A 13,548-nucleotide genomic window follows, 5' to 3' on the forward strand; every position below is an offset into this window, starting at 1 on the left:
TGTGAAGGCCGGGCGCACGCCGGGGTTTCCCCGTTTCAAGGGGCTCGGCCGGTTCGACACGGTCGAGTGGCCGAAGGGGCGCGTGTCACTCGATCTCGCGGGCGACCTGTTCGACCCGGCGCCGCACGAACTCCTCGTCGAGCGGCTCGGGGAAGGCCTCGGCGTGCTCCCGCGCCCGCTCGGCGATCTCCTGAGCCTGTCGCCCTGCGGCCTCCTGGGCGTCCTGGATGGCCTTCAGCGCCTCCGTCGCGAGCGCCCCGGCGGGCAGCCGCATGACCCGCGGGTCGAGGTCGACGCCGGTGAGCCGCCCGCGGCCGTCGGCGGCCACCCGGATCATGCCGCCGGCTCCCCGTCCCTCCGCCGTGACGGCGCCGATCGCGGCCTGCGCCTCCCGCAGGCCGCGCATCACCTCCTCGGTCTGCCGGACGATCCGCTCCAGATGTCGCAGATCATCTGCTTCATCCGGCCACGGAGTGGGTGATGACACGACATGCTCCTTCGCCGAACGCCCGGACGTCCGGACGCGGGAGCACCGGACGGCGTGCTCGCCAGGATGCTACCGGCGCTCGGAGCGACGCCTCATCCGGATTGCGGGATAAAGATCGGTTGGAGGGTGAAAGGCACTGAACGTCGGCATTGCCGGAGCGAACGTCGTCGATCATGGCTAGCCTGCCGAGCATGGAACGGGGATTCGACATGACCCACGGGACGTTGCGCGCGGCGGCCACGCACCTCGGCGTCCACGGGGAGGAGTACGCCTCGGCGGTGCGGCGCCTGCTGGACAACGACCCCCGGTCATGGGGGGACGACGGCCTGATGGGCCCGTTCGTCTCGGCCTACGCCGAGTGCAAGAACGTCGCCCTGGCCACCTACACCCATATGGGCGACGTCATCACCGGCACCGGCGACGGGCTGTCGGCCGCCAGCGTGCGGGTCTCGGCCATCGAGGACGACACGGCGGGCGGCGTGCTGCGGCTGGGCGAGGACACCGGCACGGCCTGGACCTGACATGGACGTGATGCTGCCGCAGTGGGGCGCCGACATCCTCAACATGGCCGGCGTCCCGTGGATCAACATCAGCGAGACCAAGATGCGCGTGGACGCGCAGGCGTGGCGTGATCTCACCGGCCACGCCGGCAGCGCGTCGGAGGGCGCCGACCAGACGGTGCGGCGGACGGGCACCGGCTACCGGGGAGCCTCCGCCACCGCTCTGGACGGCCACTGGGAACGGACCGGCGGCACCGGGTACCTCGGCCTGGCCACCCGGGCGAGCGGCTACGCGCCCGTCCTGCTCGACGGCGCGGCCACCGTGGTCACCGGCACGAAGATCGCGGTGATCTCGCAGGCCGCCGTGGCCGCCGTGAAGATCGCCACCAGCATGCTCACCGGCGGCCCGCTCGCCCTCGGCACGGCGACGGCCGCCGTCCTGTCCGCCCGGTACGCGATGGGCCGGATCCTGCGCGAGGCCGGCGAGGGCGGCGCGCGCGTGCTGGCCCCCGGTCTCGCCCGCCGGGTCACCCAGCCGCTGGAACGCGTCCTGCGCAACGCCCGCGGCCCCTGGGGCGGCCCTCCGCTCGCCATGGCCGGCGGGCCGCGGCACCTGCCCCCCGGCCTTCCCCGCGCCCGGCCGCCCGGGGTGGACGGGCCGCGCAGGCCGGACATCGCGCTGATGGCCCGGCGGAGGAACTCCGCCGGCAAGACCAACTCCGGTGTGCGCAGAGCCGCGACCCGGGCGGACGCCGAGCGGCAGGCCCGGCAGGCGGCGGCCGACGGCGGCAGCAGGGCGGTGTTCCGCGGCCCGTGCTCCTCAGGCGACCACTTCCACGTGGACTTCCTGAACAACAAGGGTGAGATCATGCACACCAGGCACTTCCCGTTCTCGTAGGAGCTGACGATCGTGAACGAGTCCCAGACCGGCGGCCAGGCGACCGGAGGCGGCGACCTGCTGGCCGGCGCCCGCGATCTCGGCTCGGCCATCGAAGAGCACGCCCGGGTCCTCACCGAGGCCCCCGACGACTACCCGCGGGTGGTCGAGGCGGTCAACCACCTGCGCGCCACGGCCATCGCCTACGCCGACCTGTGCGCGCGGGAGGCCGGGTGGGGCGATCCGTTCAGCAACCTGGCGAGTGACCGGCGCGCCGACGAGGAGGCGGAGGCCGAAGAGCCGGCCGGTGCGGCGGGCGAGCAGGCTCCGGTGGTCGACCTGGAGGTCGACTACCGCATCCGGGTGCACGACGTGGCGGGCGCCGCCCGGCTGATCGGCGAGGAGGTGTCCCCGGACCTGCCGGGCGCCGCGTCCGACGTGGTGGCACGGCTCTTCCAGCGCGACGGCTGGGACCCGTCCCGGTACGGCGACATCTTCGAGGTGCTGGACCACACCTGGTCCTGCGGCCCCGACGACCCGGTGAACTGACGCACCCCGCCCCGCCCGACGACCCGCTGAACTGACCCGCCCCGCCCAACGATCCGGTGAAGTGACCAGCGGCCTGGCCGACGACCCGTGAATCGACGCCTCGGGCTCGCAGCGACGGCTCAAGCTGCGCGGTACGAATCCGGTGGCCGGTGGGCTGTCCACGAACGTTCACCGGTCGGACGCCGTAGCCGGCGCCGGCATCGCCGTACCACGACCCGCCGACCCGGCGCCGATCACATCCAGCACATGACCGGGGTGCGGAGCCGTGCCCGGTGAACCTCTGTGGTCATCGCGCTAGTGTCCTGCGCCGGAGATCCGTCGGGTAAATCATGCGGTTTCCCGCCAGGCGGAATCCATGGGACCGCTCGCCGGCCTGGTCATTTGAGCCATCGACTTAGAGGACGAACTTCTGGCGCGGGACACTAGGCGAGGAGCCGGCGCAGCTCGGCCGGGCCGGCGTTCGCGCCGCTGCAGACGACGGCGACCTTCCGGCCGGTGAACTCCTCCTTCCGCGCGAGCAGCCCGGCCAGGGCGGCGGCGCCGGCCAGTTCGGTCAGGGTGTGCGCCTCGGTGAGCAGGACGCGCTGTGCGGCGCGCAGGTCGTCGTCGTGCACCAGGACGAAGTCGTGCAGGCCGCGCATCAGGCTCTGCGGCAGGGCGAACGCCGAGCCGGTCGCCAGGCCGTCCGCGACGGTGCCGACCGCGCGGCGCACCGGCGCGCCGGACCGCCAGGAGTCGTGGGCCGCGGGCGCCAGCGCCGACTGCACGGCGATCACCCGGCACCGCGGCGCGACGGCGGCGGCGACCAGGCAGGCGGCCGCCGCACCCGTTCCCGATCCGACCGGGACGAACACCGCGTCCAGGTCCGGCACGCGGGCGAGCATCTCCAGGTAGAGCGTCCCGACGCCCGCGATGAGGCCGGGCTCGTCGGCCGGGCTGATCAGCCGGTCCCCGCGCTCCTCGGCGAGCGAGCGCGCGTGCACGGCGGCCTCCACCATCGTCGCGCCGCTGATCTCGACCGCCGCGCCGAGCGCCTCGACCGCCGCGACCTTGGCGGGGTTCGGGTTCTCCGGCATGACGATCGTGCACGGCAGTCCGTACAGCCGTGCCGCGTACGCGATGGACTGGGCGTGGTTGCCGGTGGAGTAGGTGAGCACCCCGGCCTTCCCCTGTGCCGCGGGCAGGCCGGCGAGCAGGGTGAGGCCGCCGCGCACCTTGAAGGCGCCGGTCGGCTGGACGTTCTCGTGCTTGACGTGGACCTCGGCGCCCACATGCGCGTTCAGCACCGGATAGGACCACATCGGCGTCTCGGGAAGGTGCGGGGCGATGAGGCGCGCGGCGCGCAGCACGTCGGTGATGGACGGCGGCGGGGCGGCGGAGGCCGCGGGCCGGTCGGCTGGTGTGGTGGTCGGTCGCATGACATCCACACTGGCCCAGCCATATCCATAGGTCCAATGCCAATGTTCATGGGAACTCATAGATAAGATTGATGAATGCTCGACATCCAGCGGTTGCGCGTCCTGGACGCCGTCGCCCGGCTCGGGTCGGTGACGGCCGCCGCTCGCGAGCTGAACTATTCGCAGCCCTCCGTGAGCCACCATCTGGCCCGGCTGGAGGCCGAGACCGGGGCGCGGCTGGTGCAGCGGGCCGGACGGGGCGTCCGGCTGACCGAGGCGGGCAGGGTCCTCGCCGACCGGGCCGCCGAGATCATCGGGCGGCTCGACTCCGCCGCGGCCGAGCTGGCCGCGCACGTCGGCCTGCGGGCCGGACGGGTGCGCCTGGCCGCCTTCCCCTCGGCGCTCGGCACCGTCGTTCCCGCCGCGGCCGTCCGGCTCTCCCGCGCGCATCCCGGGCTCGACCTGAGCCTCGCCGAGGCGGAGCCGCCCCAGGCGCTCGCCATGCTCCGCGCCGGCCAGGTGGACGTGGCCGTCGCCTTCCACTACGACCCGCCCGAGCCGGCGCAGGACGGCGTGCGGGTCACTCCGCTGTTCGACGACCCCGGCTTCCTGGTCACCCCGCCGGAGGTTCCGCCGGGCGCGACTCCGGCCGCGCACGCCGGCGCGAAGTGGATCGCGGGATGCGACCGGTGCCGCGGCCACCTGCTCGACCTGTGCGCCGGCGAAGGCTTCGCGCCGGCCATCGCGTTCACCACCGACGACTACGTGGCCGTGCAGGCGATGGTCGCGGCCGGGCTCGGCGTGACCGTGCTGCCCGGCCTCGCGCTCTCGGCCCACCGGCATCCGGAGGTGCGGGTCGGGCCGATCACCGGCTCGACGCGGCGCGTCTTCGCCGCGACGTACGGCGAGCCGCCCGAGCCTCCGGCGACGGCGGCCCTGCTGTCCGCCCTCGTCCAGACCGCCCCGCCGCCATCTCCCTGACCACCCCACGGCGGTGTTCCCGTCCTGACGGCCCCGGCGGCCAGGCCGCGGATCGGGGACGCGCCAGGGGTGCGGAATTCGATGGACGCCCCAGCGGCGCCATTCTTACTATCGGCGACATGCCGCCCATATCCACGCTCGCGGTCTTCGCGGTCGCGACGCTCGCGCTGTTGCTCGTGCCCGGGCCCGCCGTCGTCTACATCGTCACCCGCAGCGTCGCGCAGGGCAGGACGGCCGGCCTGGTGTCGGTCGCCGGCATCCACGCGGGCTCCATCGTCCACGTGGCCGCCGCCGCGCTCGGCGTGAGCGCGCTGATCGCCGCCTCCGCCGCGGCGTTCACGGCGGTGAAGTACGCCGGCGCGGCGTACCTGGTCTATCTCGGCGTGCGCAAGCTGCTCACCCGGTCCGAAGCCCTGGACCGGGAGGTCGCCCCGGTCTCCCGCTCCCGCCTGTTCGGCGAGGGCTTCGTGGTGAACGTGCTCAACCCGAAGACGGCGCTGTTCTTCCTGGCCTTCCTGCCGCAGTTCGCCGACCCGGCGCGCGGCCCGGTCGCGGCGCAGATCGTCCTGCTCGGCCTCATCTGGATCATCCTCGGCATGGCGAGCGACGGCGGCTACGCCCTGCTGTCGTCCGCCCTCGCGGGCCGGCTGCGCCGCTCCCCCGTCGCCGCCCGCCGGCTGGACGTCGCGGGTGGCCTCGTCTACATCGGCCTCGGCGCCGCCGCCGCCCTCTCCGGCGACGGCCCCCGCACCGCCTGAGCACCGTCTCCTCCGCTGACGGCGGGTGCCGGTACGGGACGCCGCGCGCGACCTTCCCGTACCGGCTCCGCAGGTGCGCAGGTCACTGGGTCTGCTCGGCGGCCTCCTCGGGGGTGAGGCGGCCGCGGGGGCGGGTGGCGCGCAGGTGGGCGGCCGGCGGGTCGGCCGGACGGCGCCAGTGCCAGTCCGAGACGGCCTGGTAGGCGGCGACGACGGACAGCAGCCGGTCCTCCGCGTACGGCGAGCCGCCGAGGATGGTCCCGATCGGCCGGCCGGTCGCGGTGAACCCGATCGGGAAGCCGATCTCCGGCAGGCCGATGCCGTCGAACGGCGTCGGCGAGGTCTGCACCACCACGTCACAGCGCTCGAAGATCTGGTCCAGCACCCGCTCGAGCAGCAGCAGCTTGGCCCGCTGCCCGGTGACGAACTCGTTCGCGCCCATCAGCGCGCCCTGCAGCCAGCTCGTCAGCGACACCCCGAACCCGCGCAGGTCGGAGCGCAGGTACGGCATGAACGGCTCGCTGCGCTCGGGCAGGCGGACGTTGTTGAAGTCACCGCCGGTCAGCAGGTCCCAGTCGGTGGGGAACGGCACGTCGACCAGCGTGACGCCGCGGATCGCCGCCATGGCGCTCAGGAAGCCCCGGCGGGCGGCCGCGGTCTCGGAGGTGCCATCGGCGTATCCGGGCAGCACGCCGATGCGGGTGTTCCACCGCATCTTGACCCGGCCGCCGCTGTGGACCGGAGTGGCGGCGGTGATGAGGTCGGGCACCTTCGGCAGCCCTTGCGTACGCGGGTCGTTCGGGTCCTCGCCGGCCATCGCGGTCAGCATGATCGCCGCGTCCTTGGCGTCCCGGGCCAGCGTCCCCGGGTGGTCGCGGGTGTAGGTGAGCGGGATGATGCCGTACAGCGAGACCCGTCCCATCGTCGGCTTGAGGCCGGTGAGGTTCTGGGCGTTGGACGGCGCGGTGATGGAGCCGCCCGTCTGGGTCCCGGTCCCGGACGTCGCGAGCCGCGCGGCCACCGAGGTCGCGGTGCCGGTGGACGAGCCGCCGGGATCCACGGCCGGGTCGCCCGGCGTCCAGGCGTTCACCGTGGTGATCTCGCCGGCCGGGGTCGTGGCGCGGGTCGTGGCGAGCGGGCCCATCTGGGTCTTGCCGAGCACGATCGCGCCCGCGGCCTTGAGCCCGGCGACGGCGGTGGCGTCGAACGGCGGCACGAAGTCCTTGAACAGGGAGGAGTTCGCCGTGGTGCGGACGCCCTGGGTGTAGTAGTTGTCCTTGATCGCGAGCGGGACGCCGTGCAGCGGGCCGCGGTACCGCTGGCGGGCGAAGGACGTGGCAGCCGCACGGGCCGCGTCACCGAGCACCGTGTTGAAGGCCAGATAGGTGGCCTCGAAGGCGTCGATCCGCGCCAGGTAGGCCTCGACCAGCTCCAGAGGGCTGATCTTCCGCTCACGGATCATCCAGGCCGCCTCGGCCAGGGTCAGCTCGGTGGGATCGGCCATCGCCTCGGGCCGCGGCTTGACGTAGGCACCGGGCACATCGAGCGACGGCTTGCCGTGCCTGGCGCCGCCGGCCCACGCGGGAACGGCCGGCAGGGCCGCCACCACGCCGGCGCCCGCGCCCAGGGCGGCGGTCCGCGCCAGGAAGGCGCGCCGGTCCACGAAGCGGTCCAGGGGCTGTCCGGCCCCCTCGTCCACGTCCGGGGTGCGCGTCGCGGCCGGGCGTGCCGTCATCTCGCTCATCGCCGCCACTCCGTACTGATCGAGGGGTACATCATGGGCGCGCGCTGCTGGGACAGCGCGGCCGCGGCGGCCGGGTCGACCGGAACGGTCCCGGACGGCGGCGGCAACTGGTAGGCGGCGATGCGCGCGACCGTGCCGCGCATGAACGACCGGAGCGAGGCGAGCACCGCGTCACGGCCGGGCGATCCGGTCTCGGGGTCGGAGGCGGTGCCGGCGGGGAGCTGGGAGAGGTCGATGCCCAGCGAAGCGAGCCGGGCGATGATCAGGGAGTTGAGTTCCGCGTCTGTGGGGGGCACTGGTGTCACGTGGTACTCCAGAGGAAGGAAGTCACCCCACAGTCAGATCATCACGTATCACCGATATGTCCCATAGATCACTTATTCGTGAACACTTTCCCCTGGGCGAAGCCGAGGTGGCGGTAACCGCCTCGCCTGCCTTCGAAGGCGCCTGCACGGAGCCGTACCCCCGCCGGTCACCGGTCCCGGACGATGGCACGCCGGCTGCCGGCACTTCCCCATCGGCCGGTCGCCGCCGGAAAGCCGCCGCCGGATCGGCGCCGTGACCCGCTCGAATTTCCGGCCACCGACGGACGCGGGTGTCGGCCGCGGCATGCCCGCCGGAACGGGAGATGCGCCACTTCCGAGGCTGCGGTAATCCACGGCCATTTCCACCGGACGTTCATACCTCGCGCGTATCACGTCCTTGCCGAAAGGCGGCGCGGGCGATGAATCGAATTAGGCCTTCCCCTTCGACCGGAAGGGAAGCGGGTCATAGGGGGATGTTGCCGTGGAGGCCGCCGCGGCCGGGTGGGGCGGCGGCTAGCGTCTCGGCGAGCCTGCGGCGGGTGTCGGCGGGGTCGATCACCTCGTCGATGACGCCGAGCGCGACGCCGCGTTCCAGCCCGCCCACGGCGTGGCGGTGCTCCTCGACGAGCCGGGTCCGCAGCGCCTCGCGCTCGTCCTCGGGGGCGGCGGCGAGCACCTTGCGGCGCAGGACGCCGACCGCCGCCTCGGCGCCCATCACCGCGACCTCCGCGCCCGGCCAGGCGAACACCGCGGTCGCGCCCAGCGAACGGGAGTTCATGGCCACGCACGCGCCGCCGTACGACTTGCGGGTCACCAGCGTCACGCGCGGCACCTGGGCCTCGCCGAAGGCGTACAGCAGCTTGGCGCCGCGCCGGACCACGCCCTCCCACTCCTGCCGCACACCCGGCAGGTAGCCGGGCACGTCGACGATCACCACGAGTGGGATGCCGAACGAGTCGCACATGCGGACGAACCGCGCGGCCTTCTCGGCGGCGAGGGAGTCCAGGCAGCCGCCCTTGCGCAACGGGTTGTTCGCGACGAGCCCGACCGTCCGGCCCGCCAGCCTGCCGAGTCCCACCACCATGTTCGGCGCCCATTTGGGCTGCAGCTCGATGAAGGTGCCGGCGTCCGTGACCCGCCGGGCCAGCGGCCGGACGTCGTAGGCTCTGCGCACCCGGCGGGGCAGCAGGGCCTCCAAATCCTCGGGGGCGCCGAGCGAGGCCAGGTCGAAGAAGCCGGGCCGGGTGAACAGGTCCATGACCCTGCGGGCCGCCGCGTAGACGTCCTCCTCGGTGTCCTCGACGAGGTGGGCGACGCCGGAGTTGCCGCCGTGCACCTCGGGACCGCCGAGGCCCGCCATGTCGACCTGCTCGCCGGTGACACTGCGCACCACGTCCGGGCCGGTGACGAACATCCGGCCGGCCGACCCCATGATCACCACGTCGTTCAGCGCGGGGCCGTAGGCGGCGCCGCCCGCGGCCGGGCCGAGCACCAGCGAGAGCTGCGGCACCTTCCCCGAGGCGTGGATCATCGCGGCGAACATCTGGCCGAACCCGTCCATCGACTCGACGCCTTCGGCGAGCCGCGCGCCTCCGGAGTGCCACAGTCCGATCACCGGGCACCGGTCCCGTACCGCCGTGTGGATGGCGCCGGCGATCCGCCTGCTGCCCGCCGATCCGATCGCCCCGCCCATCACCGTGGCGTCGGTGCAGTAGGCGATGACGGGGGCTCCGTCGAGCCGGCCGCGCACCGCGCGCACCCCATCGCCGTCCGCCTCGCCGAGCGGCGTCTGGGAACCCTCGTCCAGCAGCGCGGCCAGCCGGTGCTCCGGGTCCCGCGCGTCGATGGGCGCCGGACGGGTGTCGAGTCGCGTCATTTCCACCTCGTGTGTGACGGGACGGCCGCGGCCGGCGTCTGATCGGCGGACGGATTTTCAGCTGCGGCCGGAACCGCCTCGAAAACACGTCGGCGGAATTTCGCAATAATGCTAATTGTCGCGGGCACCCCTAGCGGTACCCCAGAAAGCGACACAGGAAGTGACACCGGTAAATGCGATTAACGGCGAAGAACGACGGCGGTCTTCTCCCGGCCGCGGGCCGCGCGGGGCGGTGGATCGGCGGTTAGGGTCAAGGCGTGCTGAAGCCTGATCCCAACCTCTGCCTCACGGTGCCGGCGGACTTCGACGACGCGGACGCCGACAGCCAAGTCCATCCGATGGCCAGGTTGATCCTCGCCGGGGCCACCGCCGCTGACGCCTTCGGCCAGGCCCAGGAGTGGGTGGCCGCGCACAACGTGTTCCTGGTGGACGTGTCGTGGTCCTACGAGACCGGAGAAGATCGCCCCTTCGTTCTGTCCATCTACTTCGTCTTCGAAGACCCGTCCGAGGAATAGCCGAGCAGGAGCACGCCGGACGGCCGGTGGGCGAGGTTCAGTGCGCGACGGGGCGTGCGCCGAGCAGGGCCAGGGTGTTGCTCCACATCGGGGCAAGGCGCCGGGTGTCGTTGTAGAGCTTGGCGAACAGCACCTGGCCTTCGAGCTGCGCGACGACCGACCGGGCGGCCTCGCGGGTGTCGGGCACGCCGACCTCGCCGCGTTCCTGGGCCTCGATGATGACCTTGTCCACCAGGTCGACCTGCACGTCGAAGATCTGCTGCAGGCGTTCGCGGATGGCCTCGGTCTGGTTGCTCATCTCCAGGGTCAGGTTGCCGAACAGGCAGCCCGAGACGGTGCCGCAGGTCTGCTGACCGGCGAGCTGACGGGCCTCGGTCGCCTCGAAGAGCCGCCGCAGCCGATCGAGCGGCTCGGCGTCGTCGCGCAGGATGCGCGTCCAGTCGTGGAGCTGGGTGGCCCAGTGCTCGTCCATGACGGCCAGGGCGAGCGCCTCCTTGGATTCGAAGAAGTAGTAGAAGCTGCCCTTCGGCACACCCGCGGCCTTGCAGATCTCGGCCACCCCGAGCGCGGAGTAGCCGCGCAGCTCGATGAGCGAGTGCGCGGCACCGAGGATCTTCTCCCTGGCGTCACTGGTCCGTCCCACGCCCCAAGTGTACGACCGCACGGCCAGAGATAAGCGACCGGTCGGCTAGTGGGATCCCCCGCGCGGGCGCGTGGCCACCTGCCTGGCCCAGCGGTAGTCGGCCTTACCGGCCGGGGTGCGGACCATCCGGTCCACGAACGCGTACGACCGGGGCACCTTGTAGCCGGAGAGGCGTTCGCGGCAGTGGGCGTCGAGCTCGGCGACCGTGGGGCCGGCGCCGGCGCGGGGCTCGACGACGGCGGCGACCCGGCTGCCCCACCGCTCGTCCGGGACGCCGGTGACCACGGCGTCGAACACGGCCGGGTGGCCTTTGAGCACCGCCTCGACCTCCTCGGGGAAGACCTTCTCGCCGCCGCTGTTGATGCACTGCGAGCCCCGGCCGAAGACCAGGATGGTGCCGTCCTCCTCCACCCGGGCGAGGTCGCCGGTGAGCAGCCAGCGGGTGCCGGCGGCGTCGGTGACGAACGTGCGGGCGGTCTTGTCCGGGTCGTTGTAGTAGCCGAAGGCGATGTCGCCGGCCTTGGCGACGGTGCCCATCTCCCCCGAGCCCGGTTCGACCGGTCGCAGGGCCTCGTTCAGCACCGCGAGGGTGGCGGTGGCGTTCGGCTTGTACTTCAGGCCGGACTCCGGGGAGGAGCCCGCGACGGCGGAGGCGGTGTAGCCGGACTCGGTGGAGCCGAAGCTGTCCATGATGACGACGCCGGGCAGCAGTTCCTCCAGCCGGGCGCGGACGGTGCCGGTCAGGATGGCCCCGGTCGAGCTGAGCACCAGCAGGGACGACAGGTCGTAGCCGTCGGCGGCGATCTCCTCGGCGAGCGGCCGCGCCATGGCGTCCCCGGTGATGTTGACGCTGAGCACCCGCTCGCGTTCGATGGCGCGCAGCACGTCGGCGGCGTCGAACCTGCGGGTGTAGACGACGGTCGCGCCCATCCAGAAGGCGATGAACGTGGCCATCTGCGCGGCTCCGTGCATCAGCGGCGCGGCGGGCAGCATGACGATGGGGGTGGCGTTCACGGCGGTCTCGATGACCTGGGCCGGCCGCGTGTGCGGTTCGCCGTACGGGTTGCCGCCGCCGAACGCCATGAACAGGTCCCGCGTGCGCCACATGACGCCCTTGGGCATGCCGGTGGTGCCGCCGGTGTAGATGATGTACACGTCCTCGCCCGACCGCGCGGGAAAGCCGTCGCGGCCGTCCGGACGCCCGGCGAGTGCCTGCTCGTACGGCACCGCGCCGGGCACGCGCGAGGCGCCGCCGACCGAGATCAGGGTGGTGAGCTTAGGGCACCGCGGCACGGTGGCGGCCACCCGGTCGTCGAACTCGGTGTCGTACAGCAGGGCGACGATGTCTGCGTCGGTGTACAGGTAGAGCAGCTCGGCGGCGACGTACCGGTAGTTCACGTTCACCGGCACGGCCCTGATCTTGAGGGTGGCGAGCAGCCCGGCGACGTACTCGACGCCGTTGTACATCTGGATGCCGACGTGGTCGCCCGCGCCCACCCCCCGTTCGATGAGGTGGTGCGCGAGCCGGTTGGCCTGCGCCTCCAGCTCGGCGTAGGTCAGCCGGGAGTCGCCGCAGACGACCGCCACGCGGTCCCCGATCGCGTCGGCCAATCCCTCGAACAGGTCGGCGTGGTTGAACTCCATCGGGGACTCCTCACAACTCGGTCGCTGGTGGTCCGCACTGGTCCCCCGATGGCTCGCGGCGCGGCCCGGCCGGCGGGCCGCGCGCGCCCCCTTCCACCCGCTACGCGGGTCTCACGCTCGTCATGGCCGGTCGCTTCCGACGATCCACATGGCGAAGAACTGGGCGCCGCCGCCGTAGGCGTGGCCGAGCGCGCGGCGCGCCCCCTCGACCTGGTGCTCCCCCGCGCGACCTCGCACCTGGAGGGCCGCCTCGGCGAAGCGGATCAGGCCGGAGGCGCCGATGGGGTTGGAGCTGAGCACGCCGCCGGAGGCGTTCCACGGGATGTCGCCGGACAGCGCCGTCGCCCCCGCCTCGGTGAGCTTCCAGCCCTCGCCCTCGCCGGCGAAGCCGAGGTTCTCCAGCCACATCGGCTCGTACCAGGAGAACGGCACGTACACCTCGGCGACGTCGATCTCGCGCCGCGGGTCGCTGATCCCGGCCTGGCGGTAGACGTCGGCCGCGCAGTCCTTGCCGCCCTGCGGGTTCACCGTGTCGCGGCCGGCCCGGAAGATGGGCTCGGAGCGCATGGCGCCGCCGTGGATCCACGCCGGGGTGCCGGTCACCTTGTGCTCGGCGGCCAGCACCATCGCGCACGCGCCGTCGGAGGACGGGCAGGTCTCCAGGTAGCGGATCGGCTCCCACAGCATCGGCGTCGACTCGACCATGGCCCGGTCGATGCCGGGGATGCGCAGGTGCGCGTACGGGTTCTTCAGCGCGTTCAGCCGGTCCTTGACGGCGACCAGGGTGCCGATGTGGCCCGGCGCGCCCGAGCGGCGCATGTACTCGCGGATGTGCGGCGCGAAGTAGCCGCCGGCCCCGACGACCAGGGACGCGGTGAACGGCAGGTGGGTGGACAGCGCCCAGGTGGCGTTGGACTCCGACTGCTTCTCGAACGCGACCACCAGCACGCGGTCGTGCACGCCGCCCTGGACCAGCGAGGCGCCGACCAGCGCGGTGGACCCGCCGACGCTCCCCGCGGTGTGCACGCGGGTCACCGGCTTGCCGGCGCCGCCGAGCGCGTCGGCGAGGTAGACCTCCGGCATCATGACGCCCTCGAACAGGTCGGGGGCCTTGCCGATGACGATGGCGTCGATGTCGGTGAAGGTGAGCTCGGCGTCCTCCAGCGCGCGCAGCGCGGCCTCGCGCACCAGGCCGGCGATGGAGACGTCGCGGCGCTTGGTCTGGTACTTGGTCTGCCCGACGCCGATGACGGCGCAGCGGTTGGCCATGTG

The 13,548-nt window shown here is 72.9% G+C and carries 14 protein-coding genes; 6 read left to right on the forward strand and 8 right to left on the reverse strand.

All coding sequences use genetic code 11. From position 1 onward, the window contains the following. Positions 1-85: 85 nt before the first annotated feature. On the reverse strand, positions 86-487 hold the full coding sequence (locus IEY93_RS01875; protein WP_189161175.1) for a YbaB/EbfC family nucleoid-associated protein: 402 nt from the start codon (positions 485-487) through the stop codon (positions 86-88). Positions 488-678: 191 nt separating this feature from the next. On the opposite strand from IEY93_RS01875, the gene IEY93_RS01880 reads away from it, so the two are divergent. Genes IEY93_RS01880 through IEY93_RS01890 form a run of 3 tightly spaced genes read left to right on the forward strand, consistent with a single transcriptional unit; the run spans position 679 to position 2,413 of the window. Then, on the forward strand, positions 679-1,008 hold the full coding sequence (locus IEY93_RS01880) for a hypothetical protein (protein WP_189161176.1): 330 nt from the start codon (positions 679-681) through the stop codon (positions 1,006-1,008). 1 nt (position 1,009) lies between these two features. After that, a complete protein-coding gene (locus IEY93_RS01885; RefSeq protein ID WP_189161177.1) occupies positions 1,010-1,885 on the forward strand; it encodes a hypothetical protein in 876 nt (291 codons plus the stop codon). A gap of 12 nt (positions 1,886-1,897) precedes the next feature. Then, entirely contained in the window at positions 1,898-2,413 is a 516-nt protein-coding gene (locus tag IEY93_RS01890; protein ID WP_189161178.1) for a hypothetical protein, read from the forward strand. Between the two features lie 422 nt (positions 2,414-2,835). Here IEY93_RS01890 and IEY93_RS01895 read toward each other — a convergent pair whose 3' ends face one another. Continuing rightward, positions 2,836-3,831, reverse strand: coding sequence for a threonine ammonia-lyase (locus IEY93_RS01895; protein WP_189161179.1), 996 nt, complete (start codon positions 3,829-3,831; stop codon positions 2,836-2,838). Between the two features lie 75 nt (positions 3,832-3,906). Between IEY93_RS01895 and IEY93_RS01900 the strand changes: the two genes are divergently transcribed. Together IEY93_RS01900 and IEY93_RS01905 are read left to right on the forward strand one after the other, a co-directional pair. Next, positions 3,907-4,791 (forward strand): LysR family transcriptional regulator, encoded by an 885-nt coding sequence (locus IEY93_RS01900; RefSeq protein ID WP_189161180.1) that lies wholly within the window; start codon positions 3,907-3,909, stop codon positions 4,789-4,791. A 119-nt stretch (positions 4,792-4,910) separates the two neighbouring features. Next, the gene (locus tag IEY93_RS01905) at positions 4,911-5,549 is read left to right on the forward strand and encodes a LysE family translocator (protein WP_189161181.1); all 639 of its coding nucleotides are present in this window, start codon (positions 4,911-4,913) and stop codon (positions 5,547-5,549) included. Between the two features lie 82 nt (positions 5,550-5,631). On the opposite strand, the gene IEY93_RS01910 is transcribed toward IEY93_RS01905, so the two are convergent. The 3 genes from IEY93_RS01910 to IEY93_RS01920 all read right to left on the reverse strand — a co-directional run bounded on the left by IEY93_RS01910 (position 5,632) and on the right by IEY93_RS01920 (position 9,474). Continuing rightward, positions 5,632-7,293, reverse strand: a complete 1,662-nt coding sequence (locus IEY93_RS01910; protein WP_203968341.1) for an amidase — start codon at positions 7,291-7,293, stop codon at positions 5,632-5,634. Further along, positions 7,290-7,598, reverse strand: a complete 309-nt coding sequence (locus IEY93_RS01915; RefSeq protein ID WP_189161182.1) for a hypothetical protein — start codon at positions 7,596-7,598, stop codon at positions 7,290-7,292. Before IEY93_RS01915 ends, IEY93_RS01910 begins: the two co-directional genes overlap by 4 nt. Positions 7,599-8,061: 463 nt before the next feature. After that, positions 8,062-9,474: an acyl-CoA carboxylase subunit beta gene (locus IEY93_RS01920; RefSeq protein WP_189161183.1), complete on the reverse strand. Its 1,413-nt coding sequence runs from the start codon at positions 9,472-9,474 to the stop codon at positions 8,062-8,064. A gap of 257 nt (positions 9,475-9,731) precedes the next feature. Between IEY93_RS01920 and IEY93_RS01925 the strand changes: the two genes are divergently transcribed. Beyond that, entirely contained in the window at positions 9,732-9,989 is a 258-nt protein-coding gene (locus IEY93_RS01925) for a hypothetical protein (protein ID WP_203968340.1), read from the forward strand. A gap of 37 nt (positions 9,990-10,026) precedes the next feature. On the opposite strand, the gene IEY93_RS01930 is transcribed toward IEY93_RS01925, so the two are convergent. The 3 genes from IEY93_RS01930 to IEY93_RS01940 form a co-directional block, all read right to left on the reverse strand. After that, positions 10,027-10,632, reverse strand: a complete 606-nt coding sequence (locus tag IEY93_RS01930) for a TetR/AcrR family transcriptional regulator (RefSeq protein ID WP_189161184.1) — start codon at positions 10,630-10,632, stop codon at positions 10,027-10,029. A 45-nt stretch (positions 10,633-10,677) separates the two neighbouring features. After that, the gene (locus IEY93_RS01935) at positions 10,678-12,276 is read right to left on the reverse strand and encodes an acyl-CoA synthetase (RefSeq protein ID WP_189161185.1); all 1,599 of its coding nucleotides are present in this window, start codon (positions 12,274-12,276) and stop codon (positions 10,678-10,680) included. A 120-nt stretch (positions 12,277-12,396) separates the two neighbouring features. After that, on the reverse strand, positions 12,397-13,545 hold the full coding sequence (locus IEY93_RS01940) for a thiolase family protein (protein ID WP_189161186.1): 1,149 nt from the start codon (positions 13,543-13,545) through the stop codon (positions 12,397-12,399). Between the last annotated feature and the right edge of the window lie 3 nt (positions 13,546-13,548).

The organism is Sphaerisporangium melleum (genome assembly GCF_014646695.1).
In the GTDB taxonomy this organism is placed as follows: domain Bacteria; phylum Actinomycetota; class Actinomycetes; order Streptosporangiales; family Streptosporangiaceae; genus Sphaerisporangium; species Sphaerisporangium melleum.